Annotated in this window: 16 protein-coding genes, 1 tRNA gene, 2 rRNA genes and 1 other RNA gene; 4 read left to right on the top strand and 16 right to left on the bottom strand. The window is 38.2% G+C overall.

Features of this window, described 5'->3' with window-relative positions:
* Nucleotides 1–49: 49 nt before the first annotated feature.
* The 8 genes from MKY76_RS00335 to ffs form a co-directional block, all read right to left on the bottom strand.
* Nucleotides 50–2,977, bottom strand: a 23S ribosomal RNA gene (locus MKY76_RS00335).
* Nucleotides 2,978–3,158: 181 nt separating this feature from the next.
* Nucleotides 3,159–4,710 (bottom strand): 16S ribosomal RNA (locus MKY76_RS00330).
* Together the 16S and 23S rRNA genes form the textbook arrangement of a ribosomal RNA operon.
* Before the next feature lie 281 nt (nucleotides 4,711–4,991).
* Nucleotides 4,992–5,264: a pro-sigmaK processing inhibitor BofA family protein gene (locus MKY76_RS00325; RefSeq protein WP_048391019.1), complete on the bottom strand. Its 273-nt coding sequence runs from the start codon at nucleotides 5,262–5,264 to the stop codon at nucleotides 4,992–4,994.
* A gap of 75 nt (nucleotides 5,265–5,339) precedes the next feature.
* Nucleotides 5,340–5,555 (bottom strand): YaaL family protein, encoded by a 216-nt coding sequence (locus MKY76_RS00320; protein WP_004233954.1) that lies wholly within the window; start codon nucleotides 5,553–5,555, stop codon nucleotides 5,340–5,342.
* A 13-nt stretch (nucleotides 5,556–5,568) separates the two neighbouring features.
* The gene (gene recR, locus MKY76_RS00315) at nucleotides 5,569–6,165 is read right to left on the bottom strand and encodes a recombination mediator RecR (protein WP_048391017.1); all 597 of its coding nucleotides are present in this window, start codon (nucleotides 6,163–6,165) and stop codon (nucleotides 5,569–5,571) included.
* An 11-nt stretch (nucleotides 6,166–6,176) separates the two neighbouring features.
* Entirely contained in the window at nucleotides 6,177–6,491 is a 315-nt protein-coding gene (locus MKY76_RS00310) for a YbaB/EbfC family nucleoid-associated protein (protein WP_004233957.1), read from the bottom strand.
* A 20-nt stretch (nucleotides 6,492–6,511) separates the two neighbouring features.
* Complete coding sequence (gene dnaX, locus MKY76_RS00305) at nucleotides 6,512–8,296, bottom strand: DNA polymerase III subunit gamma/tau (protein ID WP_342557244.1); 1,785 nt, start codon at nucleotides 8,294–8,296, stop codon at nucleotides 6,512–6,514.
* Between the two features lie 141 nt (nucleotides 8,297–8,437).
* An RNA gene (ffs, locus tag MKY76_RS00300) (signal recognition particle sRNA large type) lies at nucleotides 8,438–8,705 on the bottom strand.
* Nucleotides 8,706–8,873: 168 nt separating this feature from the next.
* Between ffs and MKY76_RS00295 the strand changes: the two genes are divergently transcribed.
* The 4 genes from MKY76_RS00295 (at nucleotide 8,874) to MKY76_RS00280 (ending at nucleotide 12,597) form a co-directional block, all read left to right on the top strand.
* Nucleotides 8,874–8,966 (top strand) — tRNA-Ser (locus MKY76_RS00295).
* 125 nt (nucleotides 8,967–9,091) lie between these two features.
* Nucleotides 9,092–10,351 carry an ATP-binding protein gene (locus MKY76_RS00290; protein ID WP_328012820.1) on the top strand — a complete coding sequence of 420 codons (1,260 nt, stop codon included), beginning with the start codon at nucleotides 9,092–9,094 and terminating at the stop codon, nucleotides 10,349–10,351.
* Nucleotides 10,352–11,230, top strand: coding sequence for a response regulator (locus MKY76_RS00285; RefSeq protein WP_048391012.1), 879 nt, complete (start codon nucleotides 10,352–10,354; stop codon nucleotides 11,228–11,230).
* A gap of 92 nt (nucleotides 11,231–11,322) precedes the next feature.
* Complete coding sequence (locus MKY76_RS00280; RefSeq protein ID WP_016995246.1) at nucleotides 11,323–12,597, top strand: cation:dicarboxylase symporter family transporter; 1,275 nt, start codon at nucleotides 11,323–11,325, stop codon at nucleotides 12,595–12,597.
* Nucleotides 12,598–12,642: 45 nt separating this feature from the next.
* Here MKY76_RS00280 and MKY76_RS00275 read toward each other — a convergent pair whose 3' ends face one another.
* From MKY76_RS00275 to MKY76_RS00240, 8 genes are all read right to left on the bottom strand, one after another.
* Complete coding sequence (locus MKY76_RS00275; protein ID WP_048391009.1) at nucleotides 12,643–13,263, bottom strand: RraA family protein; 621 nt, start codon at nucleotides 13,261–13,263, stop codon at nucleotides 12,643–12,645.
* A gap of 99 nt (nucleotides 13,264–13,362) precedes the next feature.
* Nucleotides 13,363–14,271, bottom strand: coding sequence for a methyl-accepting chemotaxis protein (locus tag MKY76_RS00270; protein ID WP_016995248.1), 909 nt, complete (start codon nucleotides 14,269–14,271; stop codon nucleotides 13,363–13,365).
* 138 nt (nucleotides 14,272–14,409) lie between these two features.
* Entirely contained in the window at nucleotides 14,410–14,952 is a 543-nt protein-coding gene (locus MKY76_RS00265; RefSeq protein ID WP_198510743.1) for a TIGR00730 family Rossman fold protein, read from the bottom strand.
* A 74-nt stretch (nucleotides 14,953–15,026) separates the two neighbouring features.
* Nucleotides 15,027–15,695: a deoxynucleoside kinase gene (locus MKY76_RS00260; protein WP_048391003.1), complete on the bottom strand. Its 669-nt coding sequence runs from the start codon at nucleotides 15,693–15,695 to the stop codon at nucleotides 15,027–15,029.
* Nucleotides 15,695–16,330 (bottom strand): deoxynucleoside kinase, encoded by a 636-nt coding sequence (locus MKY76_RS00255; RefSeq protein ID WP_048391001.1) that lies wholly within the window; start codon nucleotides 16,328–16,330, stop codon nucleotides 15,695–15,697. The genes MKY76_RS00260 and MKY76_RS00255 overlap by 1 nt, the downstream gene beginning before the upstream one ends.
* A gap of 449 nt (nucleotides 16,331–16,779) precedes the next feature.
* Entirely contained in the window at nucleotides 16,780–18,066 is a 1,287-nt protein-coding gene (locus MKY76_RS00250; RefSeq protein WP_342557243.1) for a pitrilysin family protein, read from the bottom strand.
* Nucleotides 18,067–20,292 carry an insulinase family protein gene (locus MKY76_RS00245; protein ID WP_342557242.1) on the bottom strand — a complete coding sequence of 742 codons (2,226 nt, stop codon included), beginning with the start codon at nucleotides 20,290–20,292 and terminating at the stop codon, nucleotides 18,067–18,069.
* Nucleotides 20,293–20,566: 274 nt separating this feature from the next.
* A complete protein-coding gene (locus tag MKY76_RS00240; protein WP_066037893.1) occupies nucleotides 20,567–21,925 on the bottom strand; it encodes an MATE family efflux transporter in 1,359 nt (452 codons plus the stop codon).
* Between the last annotated feature and the right edge of the window lie 2 nt (nucleotides 21,926–21,927).

Below are 21,927 nucleotides of genomic sequence, written 5' to 3'. Positions count from 1 at the left end.
GATTTATTCTTTCAAAACTGGATAAACGGCACAAAATGTTTCAAACGTTTTGGTTAAGTCCTCGATCGATTAGTATTCGTCAGCTCCATGTGTCACCACACTTCCACCTCGAACCTATCTACCTCATCGTCTTTGAGGGATCTTACTTACTTGCGTAATGGGAAATCTCATCTTGAGGGGGGCTTCATGCTTAGATGCTTTCAGCACTTATCCCGTCCACACATAGCTACCCAGCGATGCCTTTGGCAAGACAACTGGTACACCAGCGGTGTGTCCATCCCGGTCCTCTCGTACTAAGGACAGCTCCTCTCAAATTTCCTACGCCCACGACGGATAGGGACCGAACTGTCTCACGACGTTCTGAACCCAGCTCGCGTACCGCTTTAATGGGCGAACAGCCCAACCCTTGGGACCGACTACAGCCCCAGGATGCGATGAGCCGACATCGAGGTGCCAAACCTCCCCGTCGATGTGGACTCTTGGGGGAGATAAGCCTGTTATCCCCGGGGTAGCTTTTATCCGTTGAGCGATGGCCCTTCCATGCGGAACCACCGGATCACTAAGCCCGTCTTTCGACCCTGCTCGACTTGTAGGTCTCGCAGTCAAGCTCCCTTGTGCCTTTACACTCTACGAATGATTTCCAACCATTCTGAGGGAACCTTTGGGCGCCTCCGTTACCTTTTAGGAGGCGACCGCCCCAGTCAAACTGTCCGCCTGACACTGTCTCCTGCCCCGCTAAGGGGCATGGGTTAGAATTTCAATACAACCAGGGTAGTATCCCACCGACGCCTCCTTCGAAGCTGGCGCTCCGAGATCTCTGGCTCCTACCTATCCTGTACAAGTTGTACCAAAATTCAATATCAGGCTACAGTAAAGCTCCACGGGGTCTTTCCGTCCTGTCGCGGGTAACCTGCATCTTCACAGGTACTATAATTTCACCGAGTCTCTCGTTGAGACAGTGCCCAGATCGTTACGCCTTTCGTGCGGGTCGGAACTTACCCGACAAGGAATTTCGCTACCTTAGGACCGTTATAGTTACGGCCGCCGTTTACTGGGGCTTCAATTCGCAGCTTCGCTTGCGCTAACCACTCCTCTTAACCTTCCAGCACCGGGCAGGCGTCAGCCCCTATACGTCACCTTACGGTTTTGCAGAGACCTGTGTTTTTGCTAAACAGTCGCCTGGGCCTATTCACTGCGGCTCTCATGCGCTTGCACGCTCAAGAGCACCCCTTCTCCCGAAGTTACGGGGTCATTTTGCCGAGTTCCTTAACGAGAGTTCTCTCGCACACCTTAGGATTCTCTCCTCGACTACCTGTGTCGGTTTGCGGTACGGGCACCTCTCACCTCGATAGAGGCTTTTCTTGGCAGTGTGAAATCAGGAACTTCGTCCATACGGACTCGCCATCACAGCTCAACGTTACAGTGTGCGGATTTGCCTACACACACGCCTTACTGCTTGGACGCGCACAACCAACGGCGCGCTTACCCTATCCTACTGCGTCCCCCCATTTCTCAAACGGTGAGGAGGTGGTACAGGAATATCAACCTGTTGTCCATCGCCTACGCCTATCGGCCTCGGCTTAGGTCCCGACTAACCCTGAGCGGACGAGCCTTCCTCAGGAAACCTTAGTCATACGGTGGACGGGATTCTCACCCGTCTTTCGCTACTCATACCGGCATTCTCACTTCTAAGCGCTCCACCAGTCCTTCCGATCTGACTTCAACGCACTTAGAACGCTCTCCTACCACTGACATCGTAGATGTCAATCCACAGCTTCGGTGAATCGTTTAGCCCCGATACATTTTCGGCGCAGCGTCACTCGACCAGTGAGCTATTACGCACTCTTTAAATGATGGCTGCTTCTAAGCCAACATCCTGGTTGTCTGTGCAACGCCACATCCTTTTCCACTTAACGATTACTTTGGGACCTTAGCTGGTGGTCTGGGCTGTTTCCCTTTTGACTACGGATCTTATCACTCGCAGTCTGACTCCCGTGTATAAATATCTGGCATTCGGAGTTTGTCTGAATTCGGTAAACCGGGATGGCCCCCTAGTCCAAACAGTGCTCTACCTCCAGTATTCTCATCACGAGGCTAGCCCTAAAGCTATTTCGGAGAGAACCAGCTATCTCCAAGTTCGATTGGAATTTCTCCGCTACCCACACCTCATCCCCGCACTTTTCAACGTGCGTGGGTTCGGGCCTCCAGTAAGTGTTACCTCACCTTCACCCTGGACATGGGTAGATCACCTGGTTTCGGGTCTACGACCACGTACTATTTCGCCCTATTCAGACTCGCTTTCGCTGCGGCTCCGCCTTCTAAAGCTTAACCTTGCACGTAATCGTAACTCGCCGGTTCATTCTACAAAAGGCACGCTATCACCCATTAACGGGCTCTAACTACTTGTAGGCACACGGTTTCAGGATCTCTTTCACTCCCCTTCCGGGGTGCTTTTCACCTTTCCCTCACGGTACTGGTTCACTATCGGTCACTAGGTAGTATTTAGCCTTGGGAGATGGTCCTCCCGGATTCCGACGGAATTTCACGTGTTCCGCCGTACTCAGGATCCACTCAGGAGAGAACGAACTTTCGACTACAGGGCTTTTACCTGCTCTGGCGGACCTTTCCAAGTCGCTTCATCTAACTCGCTCTTTTGTAACTCCGTATAGAGTGTCCTACAACCCCAAGAGGCAAGCCTCTTGGTTTGGGCTCTTCCCGTTTCGCTCGCCGCTACTCAGGGAATCGATTTTTCTTTCTCTTCCTCCAGGTACTTAGATGTTTCAGTTCCCTGGGTCTGCCTTCAAGACGCTATGTATTCACGTCAAGATACTACGCGATTAAACGTAGTGGGTTCCCCCATTCGGAAATCTCCGGATCAAAGCTCACTTACAGCTCCCCGAAGCATATCGGTGTTAGTGCCGTCCTTCTTCGGCTCCTAGTGCCAAGGCATTCGCCGTGCGCCCTTAATAACTTAACCAAGTTATTAAGCCTATAAAAAACTTAAAAAATAAATGTGTTTGTTACAATTTCAATGTCGTTTTATCCAGTTTTCAAAGAACAAGTTTTGAAGTGTTTCATTCAGATAGAATGAACCTTCAAAACTGAACGCAAAACGTAATCTTACAAACCCAAGGTTTGTATTCCGAAATAATCCTTAGAAAGGAGGTGATCCAGCCGCACCTTCCGATACGGCTACCTTGTTACGACTTCACCCCAATCATCTATCCCACCTTCGGCGGCTGGCTCCAAAAGGTTACCTCACCGACTTCGGGTGTTACAAACTCTCGTGGTGTGACGGGCGGTGTGTACAAGGCCCGGGAACGTATTCACCGCGGCATGCTGATCCGCGATTACTAGCGATTCCGGCTTCATGTAGGCGAGTTGCAGCCTACAATCCGAACTGAGAACGACTTTATCGGATTAGCTCCCTCTCGCGAGTTGGCAACCGTTTGTATCGTCCATTGTAGCACGTGTGTAGCCCAGGTCATAAGGGGCATGATGATTTGACGTCATCCCCACCTTCCTCCGGTTTGTCACCGGCAGTCACCTTAGAGTGCCCAACTAAATGATGGCAACTAAGATCAAGGGTTGCGCTCGTTGCGGGACTTAACCCAACATCTCACGACACGAGCTGACGACAACCATGCACCACCTGTCACCGTTGCCCCCGAAGGGGAAACTATATCTCTACAGTGGTCAACGGGATGTCAAGACCTGGTAAGGTTCTTCGCGTTGCTTCGAATTAAACCACATGCTCCACCGCTTGTGCGGGCCCCCGTCAATTCCTTTGAGTTTCAGTCTTGCGACCGTACTCCCCAGGCGGAGTGCTTAATGCGTTAGCTGCAGCACTAAGGGGCGGAAACCCCCTAACACTTAGCACTCATCGTTTACGGCGTGGACTACCAGGGTATCTAATCCTGTTTGCTCCCCACGCTTTCGCGCCTCAGCGTCAGTTACAGACCAGAAAGTCGCCTTCGCCACTGGTGTTCCTCCAAATCTCTACGCATTTCACCGCTACACTTGGAATTCCACTTTCCTCTTCTGCACTCAAGTCCCCCAGTTTCCAATGACCCTCCACGGTTGAGCCGTGGGCTTTCACATCAGACTTAAAGGACCGCCTGCGCGCGCTTTACGCCCAATAATTCCGGACAACGCTTGCCACCTACGTATTACCGCGGCTGCTGGCACGTAGTTAGCCGTGGCTTTCTAATAAGGTACCGTCAAGGTACAGCCAGTTACTACTGTACTTGTTCTTCCCTTACAACAGAGTTTTACGATCCGAAAACCTTCTTCACTCACGCGGCGTTGCTCCATCAGGCTTTCGCCCATTGTGGAAGATTCCCTACTGCTGCCTCCCGTAGGAGTCTGGGCCGTGTCTCAGTCCCAGTGTGGCCGATCACCCTCTCAGGTCGGCTACGCATCGTCGCCTTGGTGAGCCGTTACCTCACCAACTAGCTAATGCGCCGCGGGCCCATCCTATAGCGACAGCCGAAACCGTCTTTCAGTCTTTCACCATGAAGCAAAAGAGATTATTCGGTATTAGCCCCGGTTTCCCGGAGTTATCCCAAACTATAGGGTAGGTTGCCCACGTGTTACTCACCCGTCCGCCGCTAACGTCAAAGGAGCAAGCTCCTTTTCTGTTCGCTCGACTTGCATGTATTAGGCACGCCGCCAGCGTTCGTCCTGAGCCAGGATCAAACTCTCCATAAAAGAAATTTGATTAGCTCAAATTGTTTTGCTGGCATCATGTTTGATGTCCAAAATTGTGTTTCGTTCACTAGCAAAACTAGCTACTTAAAACTTTATTGATTACGTTTTGCTTGTTCAGTTTTCAAGGTTCATATCGTTCACTGCTGTTTCAGCAGCAACTCTTATATAATACCACACGCCACAAACTGTGTCAACAGTAATTTTAAAATTATTTTCCGTTTCAATCAGTTGTATTAGCGACTTTTATAACTATACCATAATCTTTTTATATTGCAAGCCTTTTATAAAATAAATATTAAAGCTGTTATTCCTAAGACACCAGGAATACCTAAAACAGCGATTGTTAAGACCGAAAACAGATTGATTGGCACATTATATCCTATATAACCAATACCTAAATGGATTACGAATAATAGTAGAAAAGCAAATGCAAATCTAAACCAGAACACCGATAATCCTTCTAAGATTTTACCCAATTTAGCATGTCTTATTATTACATAAAGAAAAAGAAGCCCGACAGGAATACAAATACTCATAATTACTAACCCAGACATATAGTTGCCCCCTCAATTAAATAATTATGAAAGTTTATGTTTCCTGTTTTGCTTCTATGAATATTTTACAGAGAACTATTTTATTAATACCTTACGAATTCTAGCTTCCTTAAACAAATAGAAATGAATACTTTCTGCTGTTTTGCGTTGAGCAATTACACCTAGGTCATAATCATCCATTAATTCTTCTATTATCTTTGCCTGTTGTAAATCCTCTTTTGTTTCTTTAATCAGATTCACAAGCTTATCATCGAATTCTTTTTTTAATTTCCCTTTACTACGGAAGAACATACTAATCCCTCACTCATAACTCGCGTCGGCCTTCCATTGCCTTAGATAGCGTAACCTCATCTGCATATTCTAGATCTCCACCTACTGGCAATCCATGAGCAATACGGGTTGTACGAATGCCAGACGGTTTGACAAGGCGAGAAATGTACATAGCGGTTGCCTCACCCTCGATTGTTGAATTTGTAGCTAAAATAAGTTCTTGGACACTTTCATCTTGCAAGCGCACTAGCAAAGAAGCAACATTAATGTCTTCTGGACCAATACCATCCATTGGTGAAATTGCTCCTTGAAGTACATGGTACATACCGTTGTAGTCACGCATTTTTTCCATTGCAATCACATCTTTTGTATCTTGTACAACACAAATAATAGAATGATCTCGTTGCTTATCTGTACATATGTGACATGGATCTACATCTGTTATATTGCCACAAACAGAACAGTAGCTTAGGTTTCGTTTAGCATCAATCAGTGCTTTAGAGAAAGATAATACATCATCTTCCTTCATTGTTAACACAAAAAACGCCAGACGAGCCGCAGTTTTCGGCCCGATACCTGGCAATTTCATAAAACTATCGATCAATTTAGATATTGGTTCTGGGTAGTACATATGAATACCTCCTAGAATGGAAGGTTTAAGCCTTGCGTGAATTTACCCATAGTTGAGTTTGTTTTTTCTTCTACTTTTTTCAACGCTTCATTTGTTGCAATAACAATTAGGTCTTGTAGCATTTCGATGTCTTCTGGGTCTACTACAGATTCATCCAGATTTACTGAGACTACTTCACGCTGACCAGAAACTGTTACTTTCACCATACCGCCGCCTGCAACACCTTCGAATTGCTCAGCATTTAAAGCTTCTTGTGCCTCCATCATTTCCTTTTGCATTTTTTGCATTTTTTTCATCATACCTTGCATATTTCCCATTCCACGCATAAATGTTTCCTCCTAAAAATTTAATCTTCAATAATTTCAACAAAATCTTTACCAAAGAGCTTTTCAGCCTCTGTCACAAGTGGATCTTGTGAAGCAAGAGGTTGGGCATCATCGATAAATGGTTCTTCTGGCATTTCTGCCGGTGGTGGCTCTAATAATTCTTCTCCATGCTCTGATTCAGTCTGTGATTTCTTTTGCTGCAGACCATGATCACGAATAAACTCTTCACGCATTTTTAACCATGATTCTTCTGGTATGCATAGCATCTCGTACATTGTACCAGTTTGCCCTGCAATTAATTGTGTAAAGTGAGCCTTTAAAGACTGGTTGTCGGCAACCATCTGACAATGAATATCATACTTGAATTTTAACACAAAAGCACTTGAAGATGCCGCAACAGGTTCGGCTTCTGCTAAAAGAGCAGATTGTGATTTTTGCATTTGACTTAAGGCCTGCGCCCAAATGGACTTAATGCGTTGTACATCTTGCTTTGTGGCATCTTTCAGCACTTCCTGAATACGACCTGTAGGTGCTTTATAACCATTCGGACTTTTAGCTCGGGGCCGTTGCTCTTTTTGTGCTGTCGGCGTTTGCACTGGAGTCCCCGTTTGCAGTTGTAAGGATAGTTGCTGAACCAGCTGTTCAAGAGCCACAATTTTTTGAGTGAGATCAGGGTTTTCTCCCATTTCATTTGTAGTCACCGTTTGATGGGCTATCCCTCCTGAAAACTGTACCATTTTAAGCAAAGCCGTCTCTAAATAAATTTTGGTATGGTGAGAGAAACGCATCTCTTGCTGTGTCTTTGCCAGTATATCAATATACCCATAAAGCATATTTGGTGCAAATTCGTGTGCTAAAGTGAATACACGTTCCTCAGGAGATACAAGCTCTAAAAGTTCAGCTAAATCATCACTTGTTTGAAGTAATAATAAATCGCGGAAAAATGTAATTAAATCCTCTGAGAGCCGCAAAGGGTCCTTACCGTCAGCTATAAGTTGCTCTAAAAGGGCAAGCATTTGCGCAACCTCTTTTACTTTAAGTGCCTCCGCTAGATCATAAAAAACATCCTGACTAATAGAACCTGTAACTAATAACGTATCCTCAAGTTTTAATTTTTCGCCACTAAAAGACACAACTTGGTCCAATAAGCTTAAAGCATCACGCATTCCCCCTGCGGCTGATTGTGCAATCACCTTTAAACCTTGTTCTTCATATGGCAAGTCAATATCTTCCAAAACAACCTTCATACGTTCAATAATATCATTAGTAGAAAGTCGTTTAAAATCAAAACGCTGACAACGAGAAATGATCGTAGCAGGCAATTTATGAGGCTCTGTAGTTGCTAAAATAAACACAGCATGAGGAGGTGGTTCTTCCAACGTTTTTAAAAGAGCGTTAAAAGCGCTTGTAGAAAGCATATGCACTTCGTCTATGATGTACACCTTATATCTACTGCTTGCGGGAGCAAAACGAACCTTTTCTATGATATCCCTAATCTCTTCAACACGTGAATTTGAGGCTGCATCAAATTCAATTACATCTGGATGAGAACCATCTGTAATACTTATGCATGTAGCACATTCATTACAAGGCTCTTTCGATGGTGCATGTTCACAATTCAAGGCCTTCGCAAAGATTTTAGCAGTACTTGTTTTCCCTGTACCACGGGGCCCAGAAAACAAGTAAGCGTGTGTTGTTTTATTTGCTAGGAGAGCATTTTGTAGCGTTCTTTTGACATGTGTTTGACCAGACATTTCTCGAAAAGATTGCGGTCGATACACACGGTAAAATGCTTGATACGTCACTGATTTCCTCTCTCCTTCTCCATTTAATTGAATAGTTTTATTATAGCATTTGCTGCATTATATAGAAAATGAAGATGCTAAATTTAAAATAAAAAAGCATCCGCCTATAATAGACGGATGCTTTGAATTGGCAATTTAATGCCGTGCACCTTTCCTTGACAGCCGCACATAAGCGTTACTCTTGTCGTTAGCTCAGATTAGGCAACCCCGCGGCACATGAATAAGACCACTTAATGCTGCTTCCTTCCGGACCTGACATGGTTCATGGGTATCCATTGCGCAGGACCCAATCGTCAACACTACGTGCAAAAGGCAGACCAAACAATACGGACAGCCTCGAAAAAGGAATTCAGTCTCGCTAGAGCGGATTGCGAGTTACAGGACACCGCTACCTTCCCACCTAGCACGGCAATAACTAGTATACTGACTGTTTGTATAAAATGCAACTTAATGCACAAATTATTTATTTCTAAGTGACGATTTAAACATTATATATTTTTTCAAAAATTATCTTGACATTCGTTTCTAGTTATGATAAATTTATTTTTGTCGATAAGACAATAAAGCAATATAACATGGAGGTATACCCAAGTCTGGCTGAAGGGATCGGTCTTGAAAACCGACAGGCGGGTAACACCGCGCGGGGGTTCGAATCCCTCTACCTCCTCCAGTTTTAAATTTCCGACTACGAATGTAGCCGTTTTTTTTGTCCAAATTGTATGTATTACTTGTTAGATACCACTTCCGCCTCGGTTGTGGTATTTTTTATTATATCAATGATGGGAGGTTGTTGAATTGCAATCGAAATTACTTATGACGCGTGCTTCCCTTACTTGGATTTTCATTATTGCTGTTATGACCGCAGTAGGTAGTGAAATTAAAATTATGCCTTTTGCTAATACAACTTTCCGTTTTGGTTTAGGAACCATTGTCTTCTTTTTATGCACATTAATTAAACCTACACCAATTATTTTAGCCGGTGTAGCTACCAGTATTGTGACAACTATTTTTCGGGTTATTAATTCGACATTACATGATGTTCCGATTGCCGAGAGTATATTTAACCATTTACCAGCTGGTTTATTTTATGTATTGTTTGCAGTATGCCTGCAAATTTTAGATATTCAACAATACAGAGAAAAACCACTAAAACTTGGTTTACTCGTTGCTTTTAGTGAGGTTATCAGTAATTTAGCTGAACAAATTTTCCGCTTTTTTGTCCAAACATATACTTTTTTATTTCTCCATGATCTCTTGATCCTATTAGCGGTAGCATTATTACGAAGCTTTTTTGTAGTAGGGATTTACAGCTCTATTTTGATAGCTGAACAAAAAAAACGAGTACAAGAAATGCTGAATATTGGATCTGATCTCTATGTGGAGACACTATATTTAAAAAAATCAATGAATCATATTGAAACAATTACAGGTAGTGGTTATGAATTATATCGTCAGTTAAAGACGCTAGGTTTTCGAGCGGAAAGTTTACAAGCACTTCATATTGCCCAGGAAATCCATGAAGTGAAAAAGGATTCTCAACGGATATATGCTGGTATTTCAAAGATTGTCGGTGAAAAGAGCTTTGGCCCTTTTGTATTATCAGAATTATTGCATTATATTGAAGAAGGTAATAGGAAATATGCAGAATTACTCGGTAAGGAAATACAATTTAATACATGTATAGACTTCGATTTTCAAACGAAAGATCATATTGCACTCCTTGCTCTATTAAATAATTTATCAGCCAATGCTGTTGAGGCTATTGAAAAGCAAGGGATCATTTCTATTGCTATTGAGCGCCAAGAGGATAATACTGTAATAACCGTATGTGATAATGGACAAGGGATTTCACAAGCAGATATTTCTGTTATTTTTGAACCTGGATACACCACTAAATTCAATGTTGATGGTGTTGCAGCAACTGGCATTGGGCTTTCACATGTTGCTGAACTAGTAGAAAAATTAAAAGGCTCAATAACCGTTGAATCAAACAATCAATACACAACGTTTAAAATCATAATTCCTACGCAAACTATTCAAACGGGAGAGACTTAAATGAGGTATTTTATTGTAGATGATGATCGTGCAAGTCGTGTTATGTTAAAGCAAATTATTGAAGATAGCGGGTTAGGAACAGTTATTGGTGAGGCTCGCAATGGTGAGGATGCCATTCCACAAATTTTAATGACACAGCCAGAGTTTGTGCTTATTGATTTACTGATGCCTAAGCTTGATGGCATAGCAACTGTGGAACAACTTATGCAAAATCGTTTTGAGGGACAATTTATTATGATTTCACAGGTAGTGAATAAGGAAATGGTTGGCGAAGCATATGAGCAAGGAATTGATTTCTTCATTCATAAACCAATCAATCGTATTGAAGTCGAAAATGTTTTGAAAAAAACAACTGAACAATTTCGACTTAAAAATTCACTATTAGTGATACGTCAATCACTTACAAATATTGAGTTAAGTGAACAAAAGACTCATAAAGCTACATCACGAGACCATATTCAATCTATTTTGAATGATATGGGGATTGTCGGGGAAATTGGTAGTGAGGATATCATTGCCATTATAGAAACATTACTTGCTCACCAGCACAAGATTGCCCCCCTTCCTCCATTAAAAGAGCTTTATGAAGAAATTGCAGCTGTGACCAAGGCTACGCCAGATGAAATTTTAAAAGAGAGTAAAGCCATCGAGCAGCGTGTGCGTCGTACAATATTAGCTGCCATGATTAATCTCGCTAATTTAGGGGTTGTTGATTACACAAACTCAGAATTCGAGTACTATGCCCCTCGCTACTTTGATTTTAAAGAAATTCGTCAGCTCATGACACAGATTGAAGATCACGATAATCGTAAAGCAAAGGTAAATATTAAGAAGTTTATTCAAGTGTTATATTCAGACATTTTAACAAAAGTAAATTAATTTTCTCGGATTTTGTCGGATTCCATAAGTCCTCCGTATTATTAAAGTAAGGCGTGTCCTAAAAATTTAATATTAGGGGAGGTACAAAGGATTTGAAAAAGAAATTTAAAGTCAGTTTAGCCGCTCAGATTTTAATCGGTTTGATTTTAGGGATCATTGTTGGTGGTATCTTTTACGGAAATCCCAAAATTGAGACATATCTACAACCATTAGGGGATATATTTTTACATCTTATTAAGATGATTGTTGTACCGATTATTATTTCGACATTAATCGTTGGTGTTGCTGGTACTGGAGATATGAAGCAACTTGGACGATTAGGCGGGAAATCTATAATTTACTTTGAGATTATTACTACAGTTGCAATCGTAGTTGGATTACTTTCCGCAAACATTTTCCAACCTGGTGCAGGTCTTAACATGAATGAATTATCTCAAGGGGATATTTCGAAGTATGTATCAACAACTGAGGAAGTTCAGCATGAGGGACCATTTGATATCATTGTAGGCATTGTCCCAACAAATATTATTCAGTCAATGGCTGAAGGTAATATGCTAGCAATTATCTTCTTCTCAGTTATTTTCGGTTTAGGGGTTGCTGCAGTAGGAGATCGAGGGAAACCAGTCTTAGACTTCTTCCAAGGGGTAGCAGATGCTATGTTCTGGGTAACAAACCTCGTAATGAAATTCGCGCCACTAGGGGTATTTGGTTTAATTGGTGTAACCGTTTCCAAATATGGGTTTGCTTCACTGGTTCCGCTTGCCAAATTAGCAATTCTTGTTTATGCAACAATGCTATTCTTTATCTTTGTCGTTCTTGGACTTGTGGCAAAATTCGCAGGAATCAGCATCTTCTATTTAATTAAAGTATTAAAAGATGAGCTAATTTTAGCCTTCTCAACAGCAAGTTCTGAAGCTGTGTTACCACGTATTATGATGAAAATGGAGAAATTAGGGGCGCCAAAGGATATTGTATCTTTTGTTATACCTACCGGTTACTCCTTTAACTTAGATGGGTCAACACTATATCAAGCCATTGCAGCATTATTTATTGCACAAATGTACGGTATTCACCTAAGCATTGGTGAACAAATTACGTTAATGCTTGTATTAATGGTTACATCAAAAGGTATTGCAGGTGTACCAGGCGTATCATTCGTAGTACTTCTAGCAACTTTAGGTACTGTAGGTATTCCACTTGAGGGACTAGCCTTCATTGCTGGTATTGACCGTATTCTTGATATGGGACGTACAGTTGTTAACGTAATTGGTAACTCATTAGCGTCATTAGTAATGGCTAAATGGGAAGGCCGTTTCGATCGAGAAAAGATGAAAAATTACTTTAATGATAATGAAAATCTAGCGTAATTTAAAAAAATCCTCACGATGTTGGATGGCATCGTGAGGGTTTTTTTATTTTGCTAACACTTTATCTAAATAAGCGATAATTGATTCTTTTCCATTGGCATGTGCTTCTTGAGCGCGTTTTTCATCCTTTTCAAGCTTAGCCTCTGCCGCTACAGCAATTTTTTCAGCATCTTGCTGTGGCACAACAATTACACCATCCACATCCCCAATAATATAATCACCAGGATGAACCGTAACTCCTCCAATGGCGATCGGTACATTTACTTGACCACCGCCGTTTTTATTGCCTGCTGCTACAGTAGTGCCCAACGAAAATACAGGGAAATTTAATTCGCGAATTGCTGCAATATCACGGATTACACCATCCACAACAAAACCTTGTACACCTATCCCTTTTGCTAAGGAGATCACAAAATCTCCAGCAACAGCTCGGTTTGTATTTCCTTTTGCATCAATTACTAAAATATCCCCTTCATTTGCAGCCCTAATCGCTTCCAAAACTGCCCCATTTTCACCATCTGGTAAACGTACAGTTACAGCTCGCCCAGCAACTTTAAAATGGTCTGCTAACGGCTTAATATCACTTCGCACATTGGTATGCCCGCCAGTTGCATCTGAAATAGCTGTTGTTGGTAAATGCTGAAAGCTTACTTCCACTTTTGTCATACATAACACCCCTATTATGATTAATGACTTACACTAGTATTGTAAATAAAAAATATATCCTATTTCAATATATCTCGAAAATAGTAGTCATTATTAGAATTAAATAATTTCAATAAATTGCTTTGATTGCTCGTCTAAGGCTTCAGCAGCAGATGCTATTTCACTAAAGTCATTTGCTGTGACAGTAATTTGTTCATTTGTTTTATCTATTTTTTCTGCTATTTTTGTAATACTATCAGTCACCTGACCAATTTCTCGCTCAATACCCTCCACATTATCCTTCACTTCTGAAATAGATTGTTCAACTCTTACAGAAAGCTTACGTACCTCTTTCGCCACTACATCAAAACCTCTACCATATTCTCCAGCCCTAGCGGCTTCAATAGCTGCATTTAATGCCAATAAATTAGTTTGTGAGGCAATTTCTTGTATAGTTTTGACAATCCCTTTAATAGAATCTGCTTGTTTCTGAAGCTGTACAAGATTACTTACATTTTCATTTGATTCCTTTGAAACCACTTTAATGGTTTCTAGTAGATCTTGGCTATTTTGAATGCCCGCCTCTGAACGCTGGTAAAGCTTATTAGACATGCCCTTCAACTTGTCGGCAACACTAACTATCTCATGTTGGCGTTCGGTGATATTGGTAGCTATTTTGGATACACCTATTACTTTTCTTGTATTATTTGCGAAGACAGGCATATATGTCGCTTCCAGCCAAATTATATTACCTCTAGCATCAATTCTTTCTATTTTGTCCTGATAGCTGTTTCCTGCCGTTAGGTGGCGCCAAAATTTATCGTACTCCATACTATTAACGAAATCAGGCAAACAAAAGTCTTTATGATGTTTTCCTAGCATTTCCTGCACTGTATAGCCTAATGTTTGAGCAAATAGTTCATTGACATACGCCACTCTTCTATCCATATCGAAGCGGATAATGGCTATATTGCGTTCAATAGCCTGTACTACTAAATCATCGGTTACTTGAGCCTCTACACTATGCATAAAGAACACCCCATCCGTTACTAATTTTTTACTTAAAATTTAATTATTTTACTTTTATATTACATTAATTATGCCTCAGTGTAATTGCAGCAGATGTTAGTGTACCTGCTGCATCAAGATAAAAAACATGGAGAATGTTCATCCATGTTTTTTTAATAAACGTAAAATCCCTTCAGAGGTAGCCGCTACACGTAAGAACTTCTTTTGCTCTGCACGTATAAAGCCTTCCTCTAGCATTGTTTTAAAATGCTGTAGAAGTGCATCATAGAATCCATGGACATTATATAAAATGACAGGTTTTGTATGAAGTCCAATCTGAGCCCAAGTAAATACCTCAAAATATTCATCTAAAGTCCCTGCGCCACCTGGCAGAGCAATAAAAGCATCTGCTAACTCGGCCATTTTAGCTTTACGAATATGCATAGAGTCTACAATATGAATTTCTGTTAATGAGGCATGGGCCAATTCACGCTTTTGTAAATGTGTTGGCATCACACCAATCACTTCTCCTCCAGCTGCTAAAACAGCATCGGCTACCTTCCCCATTAGGCCTGTTTTAGAACCACCATAGACAACCCCGTGACCGTTTTTTGCCAGTGCTGTACCAAGCTCTGCAGCTTTCTCTGCATAAATAGGACTTTTACCCAAACCGGATCCGCAATACACTGCGATTCTTATAATAATCCCTCCTATTCAAAAAACGTGAAACAATCGGCTATATATTGTCTCACGTTTTTTGGTCATTTATTTTACTTTTATTTTCGTAAATGGCTTGTTTGTTTTAGCATATGACTGATACGGCTTACAATTGCTTCAATGGCATCAGGATTTTTTAATAAATCATAATCATTAATATCTAAACGTAGAACTGGACAAGAATTAAAATTATTTATCCAATTTTCATAGCGTTCATGCATTTCTATCCAATAATCATTCGGTGTTTGTTGCTCCATTGTACGTCCACGCTCTTGAATACGTCCAATAACTGCATCAATAGGTCCTTCAAGATAGACAAGCAAATCTGGATGTGGGAAATAAGGTGTCATCACCATTGCATCAAACAAATTTGTATAAGTCTCATAATCTGTCGGACTCATTGTTCCTTTATCATAATGCATCTTAGCAAAAATGCCAGTATCCTCATAAATAGAACGATCTTGTACAAATCCTCCACCATATTCAAAAATACGCTTCTGTTCTTTAAAACGCTCTGCTAAAAAGTAGACCTGTAAATGAAAGCTCCATTTTTCAAAGTCCTCATAAAATTTATCAAGGTATGGATTTGTGTCTACTTTCTCGAACGAGGTACGAAAGTTCAGTGCCTCTGCTAAAGCCTTTGTCATCGTCGATTTTCCTACCCCAACAGTACCTGCAATCGTAATAACCGTTTGTGGTGGAATATCGTACTTCTCTCTTAAATTCATTATTGCAAACTCCTTTGTTGTAACGTATCTTTAATTATTTTTAAAACATGATTTAAATCATTTGGATTTTTTACAAAATCAAGCTGATCTCCATTAAATCGAATAACTGGAATTTCGGGATGCATGCTTTCAAAATGCTCGATAAAAGAATGATAGTCGGCCACAAGCTGCTCCATGTAATCACGTGAAATCATCTTTTCAAACTCTCGCCCTCTCATGGCGATACGCTTCATTAATGTCTCAACGCTGGCATATAAATAAACCACTACATTTGGAACAGGCATGTCTTTCGTTAAAATTCTATAGATCTCTTCATACTTCTCGTATTCAGTTGGTGCCAATGTACGCTTCGCAAATATTAAATTTTTAAAAATATGATAGTCTGCTACAACAGGTTTGGCATGTGCTAAGCGAAATTTTTTAATATCGGTTAGTTGCTTATAGCGATTACAGAGGAAGAACATTTCCGTTTGGAAACTCCACTCCTCAATGTTTTCATAAAACTTATTTAAAAAAGGGTTTTCGTCTACAATTTCTTTTAATAGATGGTAATTAAATGTCGCTGCTATCTCTTTCGATAAAGAGGTTTTACCAACACCAATCGGACCTTCTACCGTAACAAATGGAACCGTCACCAGAAGCTCCTCCTTTTGTTCTATGGATTCTATTTTAATAATTATGCCCCGTATGGATAATACGCAGGGAATTATTTCTAATAATACAATATACACTATGGTTGTAACTTGGTTTTGTAGAGGTTTAGATAGCATTCTATCAAATGAGTCAGTGCTTTTAATTGTATCATATTGTATAGATGAAAAATAGAACTACCCTCATACCTAGCGATCTAATAGATACATTCATCTTAAATCATAACTTTTCGGCAATCATTCAAAAAAACGTATGAATCAAAAAGTGTGCTGGAAGAAAGGTGGGATCATTCAAAAAACAATCTTAAAATAAATAGAAACCCACGGGACTAGGTAAACTAGTAGTCCCGTGGGAGTTAGAGTGTGTAGATGGAAAATTTAATGTGGGATTCTTTGATAAATTTTTCTTACATATTATCTTTAAATAGTCCAATTTATGAATCATGCAGTATTTCATGAGGCAAATTTAAAAAATGATCAAAGGAAACAATCGATTCTAATTTACTGTTAATGTAATTACAATCTACTTTATGTAAGTAGTCCAAAAAATCAAAGTAATTAAAGCCATTCAATAGATTTTCTGAATACGCTAATGTAAATTCTTTTATATTATCTATTTGCAACAATCTCTGTCCAATCATTTTTTTTGTTGCCCTATCAATTTCTGATGGCATCAAACCGTTTTTTCTCACCTGTTGAAGTTCTTCCCATATCTTTATTACTAATGAGTTTAAATTCATCGTCGAACTACTGACAACACTAAAGTCATAGTTTGGACCAGTATAATTAGAATAACTCCATTTATTTGTAATTAGACCTTCTTTCTTTAAATTAACTGTTAGAGTGGATCCTAAACCAAAAAGGGACTCCATTATCACTTGTGTTGCTAAATAATTATCAATTTTATTATCTTCTTGTATTTGACGCCTTAAACCTATTGAAAATAAATCCTGGGCTTTATTTTTAATAATTGCAATGTTTTTATAAGGTTCATTTTGTGCTTTTGGATAAAAACGTTCAACTTCATGATCTTTTGTTTTAACATGATGTCCATTGCGCTCTATTGTATTGAAAATACATTCATTCAGTCTTATTGGATTAACATCACCAACAACCACCAATTTCATGTTATTAGATTTATAATAAATATTATGCACCTGTTCTAATAATTCTTTATCCAAGCTTTTAATACTATCTATGGTACCGGATACATCTGTACAAATAGATAATTCCGGATACATCTGCATTACTAGATCCCTATAAACTATCCAGCTTGGCTCATCTTGATATACCAAAATTTCCTCTTTAATGACTCTTTTTTCATTCTCAATTTCAAACTTTGAAAAACTTTGGTTTAGGAGGGCTGTGAATAATTTAGGAATAATAGCTTCTATATTACCGGAACAAGAAATTAAAAATTCCGTATTATTATAGTTAGTCTTTGCAGAAATAGTTGCACCTATTTCTGAACAAATTTGATCGATGGCATTTTTATTCCTAAACATTAAATGTTCGATAAAGTGAGCTGTACCCAGTGGAAATTCTATTTTTTCCTTAGTAGTAGTATTAATAAATGCTGTGTCATTAGCACCAATGTTAACATTTAATACCGCAAATGTTTGCGACATGCCTTTTAGCGGTATCATATGTAATTCCAAACCGTTACTAAATGTTTCACAAAAAATAGAAAGCCCCAATTTATCATATTGAATACATTCCATTTATATTTCCACCGTCTTTCTCACGGATTTAAAAACAGTATCCAGCGTTATTTCTTTAGCAACATCGACAATATTTTTTTTGGAAATATTATCTAATCTAGAAAAGAATTTATTTTCATCATCTTGGTAATCTAATAATTCTCCAGTTAAACTAATATCAATTAAGATAGCAGGCGTTTCCAACCCTGATTTAACAAAATGTTTCACTGCATTTACACCTGCTTGAATTTCTTCTTCAGTTATACCTCCATCTCGAATCTTGTTTAACTCATCTAGAACAATCTTAGTCACCATTTCATAATTTTCCTCTTGTAAAGCCACATGAATTAATAATATTCCCTTCAAATCTTCAATTTCAGATCTTGAATAATAGGCCAATCCTCTTTTGTGTCTTATTTCCGTTTGCAATTTTGATGAGGGTAAATTTCCAAAAATCGCATTAAAAACAAGTAAATGGATATAATTTTGTGAAGATAAGTTAATGCCTGTTTTAAATCCAATCAATAGTCTTCCTTGTTTAGTCGTGGATTCATGTTCAATATATTTAATTTCCTCATTAATTGAAGAAATCATATTTTCCTTAGACAAAACGATACTTTCTTTTTCCCGTTTAAAATAATCACAAATATTACTTTGTATCCTTTTTTCATCAATATTGGGACCTATTATATGAATATATATTTTTGCTGAAGCTATGAAATCTTGATAATGCTTGAATAATATTTTTGAATTTAAATCTTTAAGTGTGTTCAAATCACCAAAAATTGAAGTACTGAATGGTTCTCCTTCTGTCATAATAGATAAACACTTTTCTTGAACTGTATATTCCACATAATCGTTTATCTCTTGAATGCGATTATAGTGATTTAAAAATTCCTTTTCTACTCTTTCAGAATTAAATCCGTTTTCAAGTGAGCTGTATATGATTTCTGATAATAGTTTTAGTGAATTTGACAATATATCGGAATCCAAACTCTTATCTTGTATAATGGACATTTCAAATTCTAGAACTTGATAATCTCCCTTTCTTGATACATTACTTTTCAAAGTGGCTCCATACAAATGATCTAACTTTGCCTGAATATCATGGGGGATTAGTAATTCAGAAAAAATAGAAATTGAACTTGCCATAACTTTTTTCAATGGATATAAAAGAGATAATCTTATAGTAGAATTCATATATTTGTCATTTTGGTGTATAAAATAATTGATACCAGATATTTGTTGCATGTTAAGTGATAATTCTTCAGTTTCAAGCTCAAATAATCGAGCATTTTTAGCATCTAATCCCAACATTTGATTACTATGTATGTCTTTTGTTCTCCAATCAATTTGAATTGGTCGCCCATTATCAATATTTACAGATGAATGCCAATTTAAAACTTGTTCATCATGACGATACCATAAACGCCATAGTTCTGGTTTTTTTATAAGTTCAGCAGTAAAAATTGAAAAGGCTTTGTTAACTGCTTCATCTATCTTATTTGGCTCAACAAGAAATGGTTTATAGAAGATAATTTGTTTCTTTCCATCTTCAGACATAGTAGTAATAAGTATACATATTTTTTTCTTAGCTTTTTCAAGAATTCTAAAGATTCCGCTTCTAACCTTTATTTCTGATGATAGAAATTTCGTTCGAATGTCTGCATTATCCTCATTAAATCCTGCTTGACCGTCCAAAAACAATAAAAATGAATTGTTCTCTTTTAAAAGGTAAAATAACTTAATAGCAATTAGTTTTGATTCTGCAACTAATAATCTAACTCCAGCTTCTTCTCTTACTTTCTCCCAAGCCTCTAGTTTTCCTTCTGATTCATAGGATTCCTGGTCCACTACTACAAAAAATTTTCTGTTTTTATCTTGGAGTTTAAATCTCAAAGCTTTAATAATTTGGTCAGTATTATGCCGATAATCTCCAAAATGCCAAGTAAGAAATGCACCTCCTTCACTAAGTGTTTCCATCATATATTCTTCACCGAATATTTCATCAAAACTATCAATTTCAAAATTAGGTTTTACCCTCTCTCTATTTATGAGTCTGTTATGACTCAAATATTTCGCCCAAATTTTCTCACAAGGTTCATTTAGTTCTAGAGGTAATAATTCCATAACCATATTTGTCAACGAAAGAAACTGATCAATCGACAAGCCATGCTCATAATAGTAACTTTTCAGCATTTCTTCCTCTGATAAAAATCGCTTATATAACTCATAAAAACTATCCAATATTTTCACTCTCCTTTGTAAATCAAAATAATTAAGGTATTTCATATTGATATAATTTAGGTATCATCTTTTTCTTCCTATTTCATTGAAGAAAAAATTAAATTATGTGATCATTACTTGTTATTTAGCTATTTAAAAAAGCTATACTCTTATTTTTCTCCGATATACGAACTTAAAGACAAAGTAAGACTTCGAAAATGAAGCATTCTCAATATGAATGCCTTTTTTCTACTCTATTAAAGTAATAAGTCATTATTTAGTAATTTTTTTCAAACTACGTTTTTTTCATCTTAAAGTTATTCTTAATAACAACATAACTATAGAAAATACCTATAATTGCAAAAGTATTCACTAAGCTAATTGTCCAATAGAATAGGCTTTCTACCTGATAAATAGTTGTTAGAAGCCATCCTACAACAACAATTAAAAAGAAATATAAAAAATTTAAAAAGAACGCTCGTAGCCCTTTACCAATTTGCTCAAGAACTAACAAGGAAGACATCATTGGTCCCATTATGCTATAAGATAAAGCAACAATTTGTAGATAATTTTCTGTATGTGCGCTCACTTCTCCATCAGCTATTAAAAAAGAAGCAATAAGATCTCTTCCTAAAAATATAACCATGCCAATAATAATATAAATTCCTACTATATTAATAAGCCCTTTCTTATAGACTTGAAAAGCGCGTTCCGCATTATTACCACCCATATTTTGATTCATAATAAGACCTAATGTATTGCCAAAAGATATTGATACTAGTAGGACAATGGTTTGTAAACGGTAAGCAGCACCAAAGCCTGCTATTACCTCGTTACCAAATGGCATTAAAATTTTGTTAAAAAAAAATGTACTAATAAAAATTAGAAAATAAGAAATTGCAACCGGAATCCCAATATTCAAAATTTTAATTTTCACTATTTTTTCTAATTTCATATTTTTCAAGGAAAAAAAATAGCTAGTAAAATTAAAGATCTTATATTTAAGAAGGAAATAAGCGCTTAAAAAAATTGAAATACTAATAACAATAAAATTTGCAAGTACAATGCTATAAACACCTAGATTAAAAAAATTAATAAAAATGTAAACTAATATTATATTGGACAATGAAGCTAAAACACTTATTCCAGACGAAATTTTTACTAATCCATATCCTCTAATACTCGATAATAAGATTGCATTAATAACAGAAAAAACGGTCATAAAAACCATTAAACGGGTATATTTAAGAAATGTATTGATTGCTCCATCATGAACATTAAAAAAATTGATTAACTGGGGAATAACTAAACTAATAAAAATAGCAATAATTAAACTAGATATAATTCCATACAAAAGTAGGTTATTAATGATTTTAGAAATATTATTCAAATTGTCCTTACCTTTTTCAAATGCTACTGTAGATGCGTTCGATATTTGAAATCCTTCAATCAACGCCGTCATAAAAAAGGAAAATGGTATATACAAACCAACAATATAAAGTGCATCCTTATGCTCATGCCCCATAAAAAAGGTATTGGCTAACTGTGTGACAATTGAAACAGAAGAAGCCAATACCATTGGAATAAAGGTTTTATAAATTAGCGGAACAATTCTGTCATTTAAATAATCAATTTTTTTTTGCAAATTATCCATCC

Origin of the sequence: Lysinibacillus sp. FSL P4-0201, from assembly GCF_038593425.1 — a bacterium.
GTDB classification, from domain to species: Bacteria; Bacillota; Bacilli; order Bacillales_A; family Planococcaceae; genus Lysinibacillus; species Lysinibacillus capsici.
This window is presented reverse-complemented; position numbering and strand designations above follow the sequence as displayed.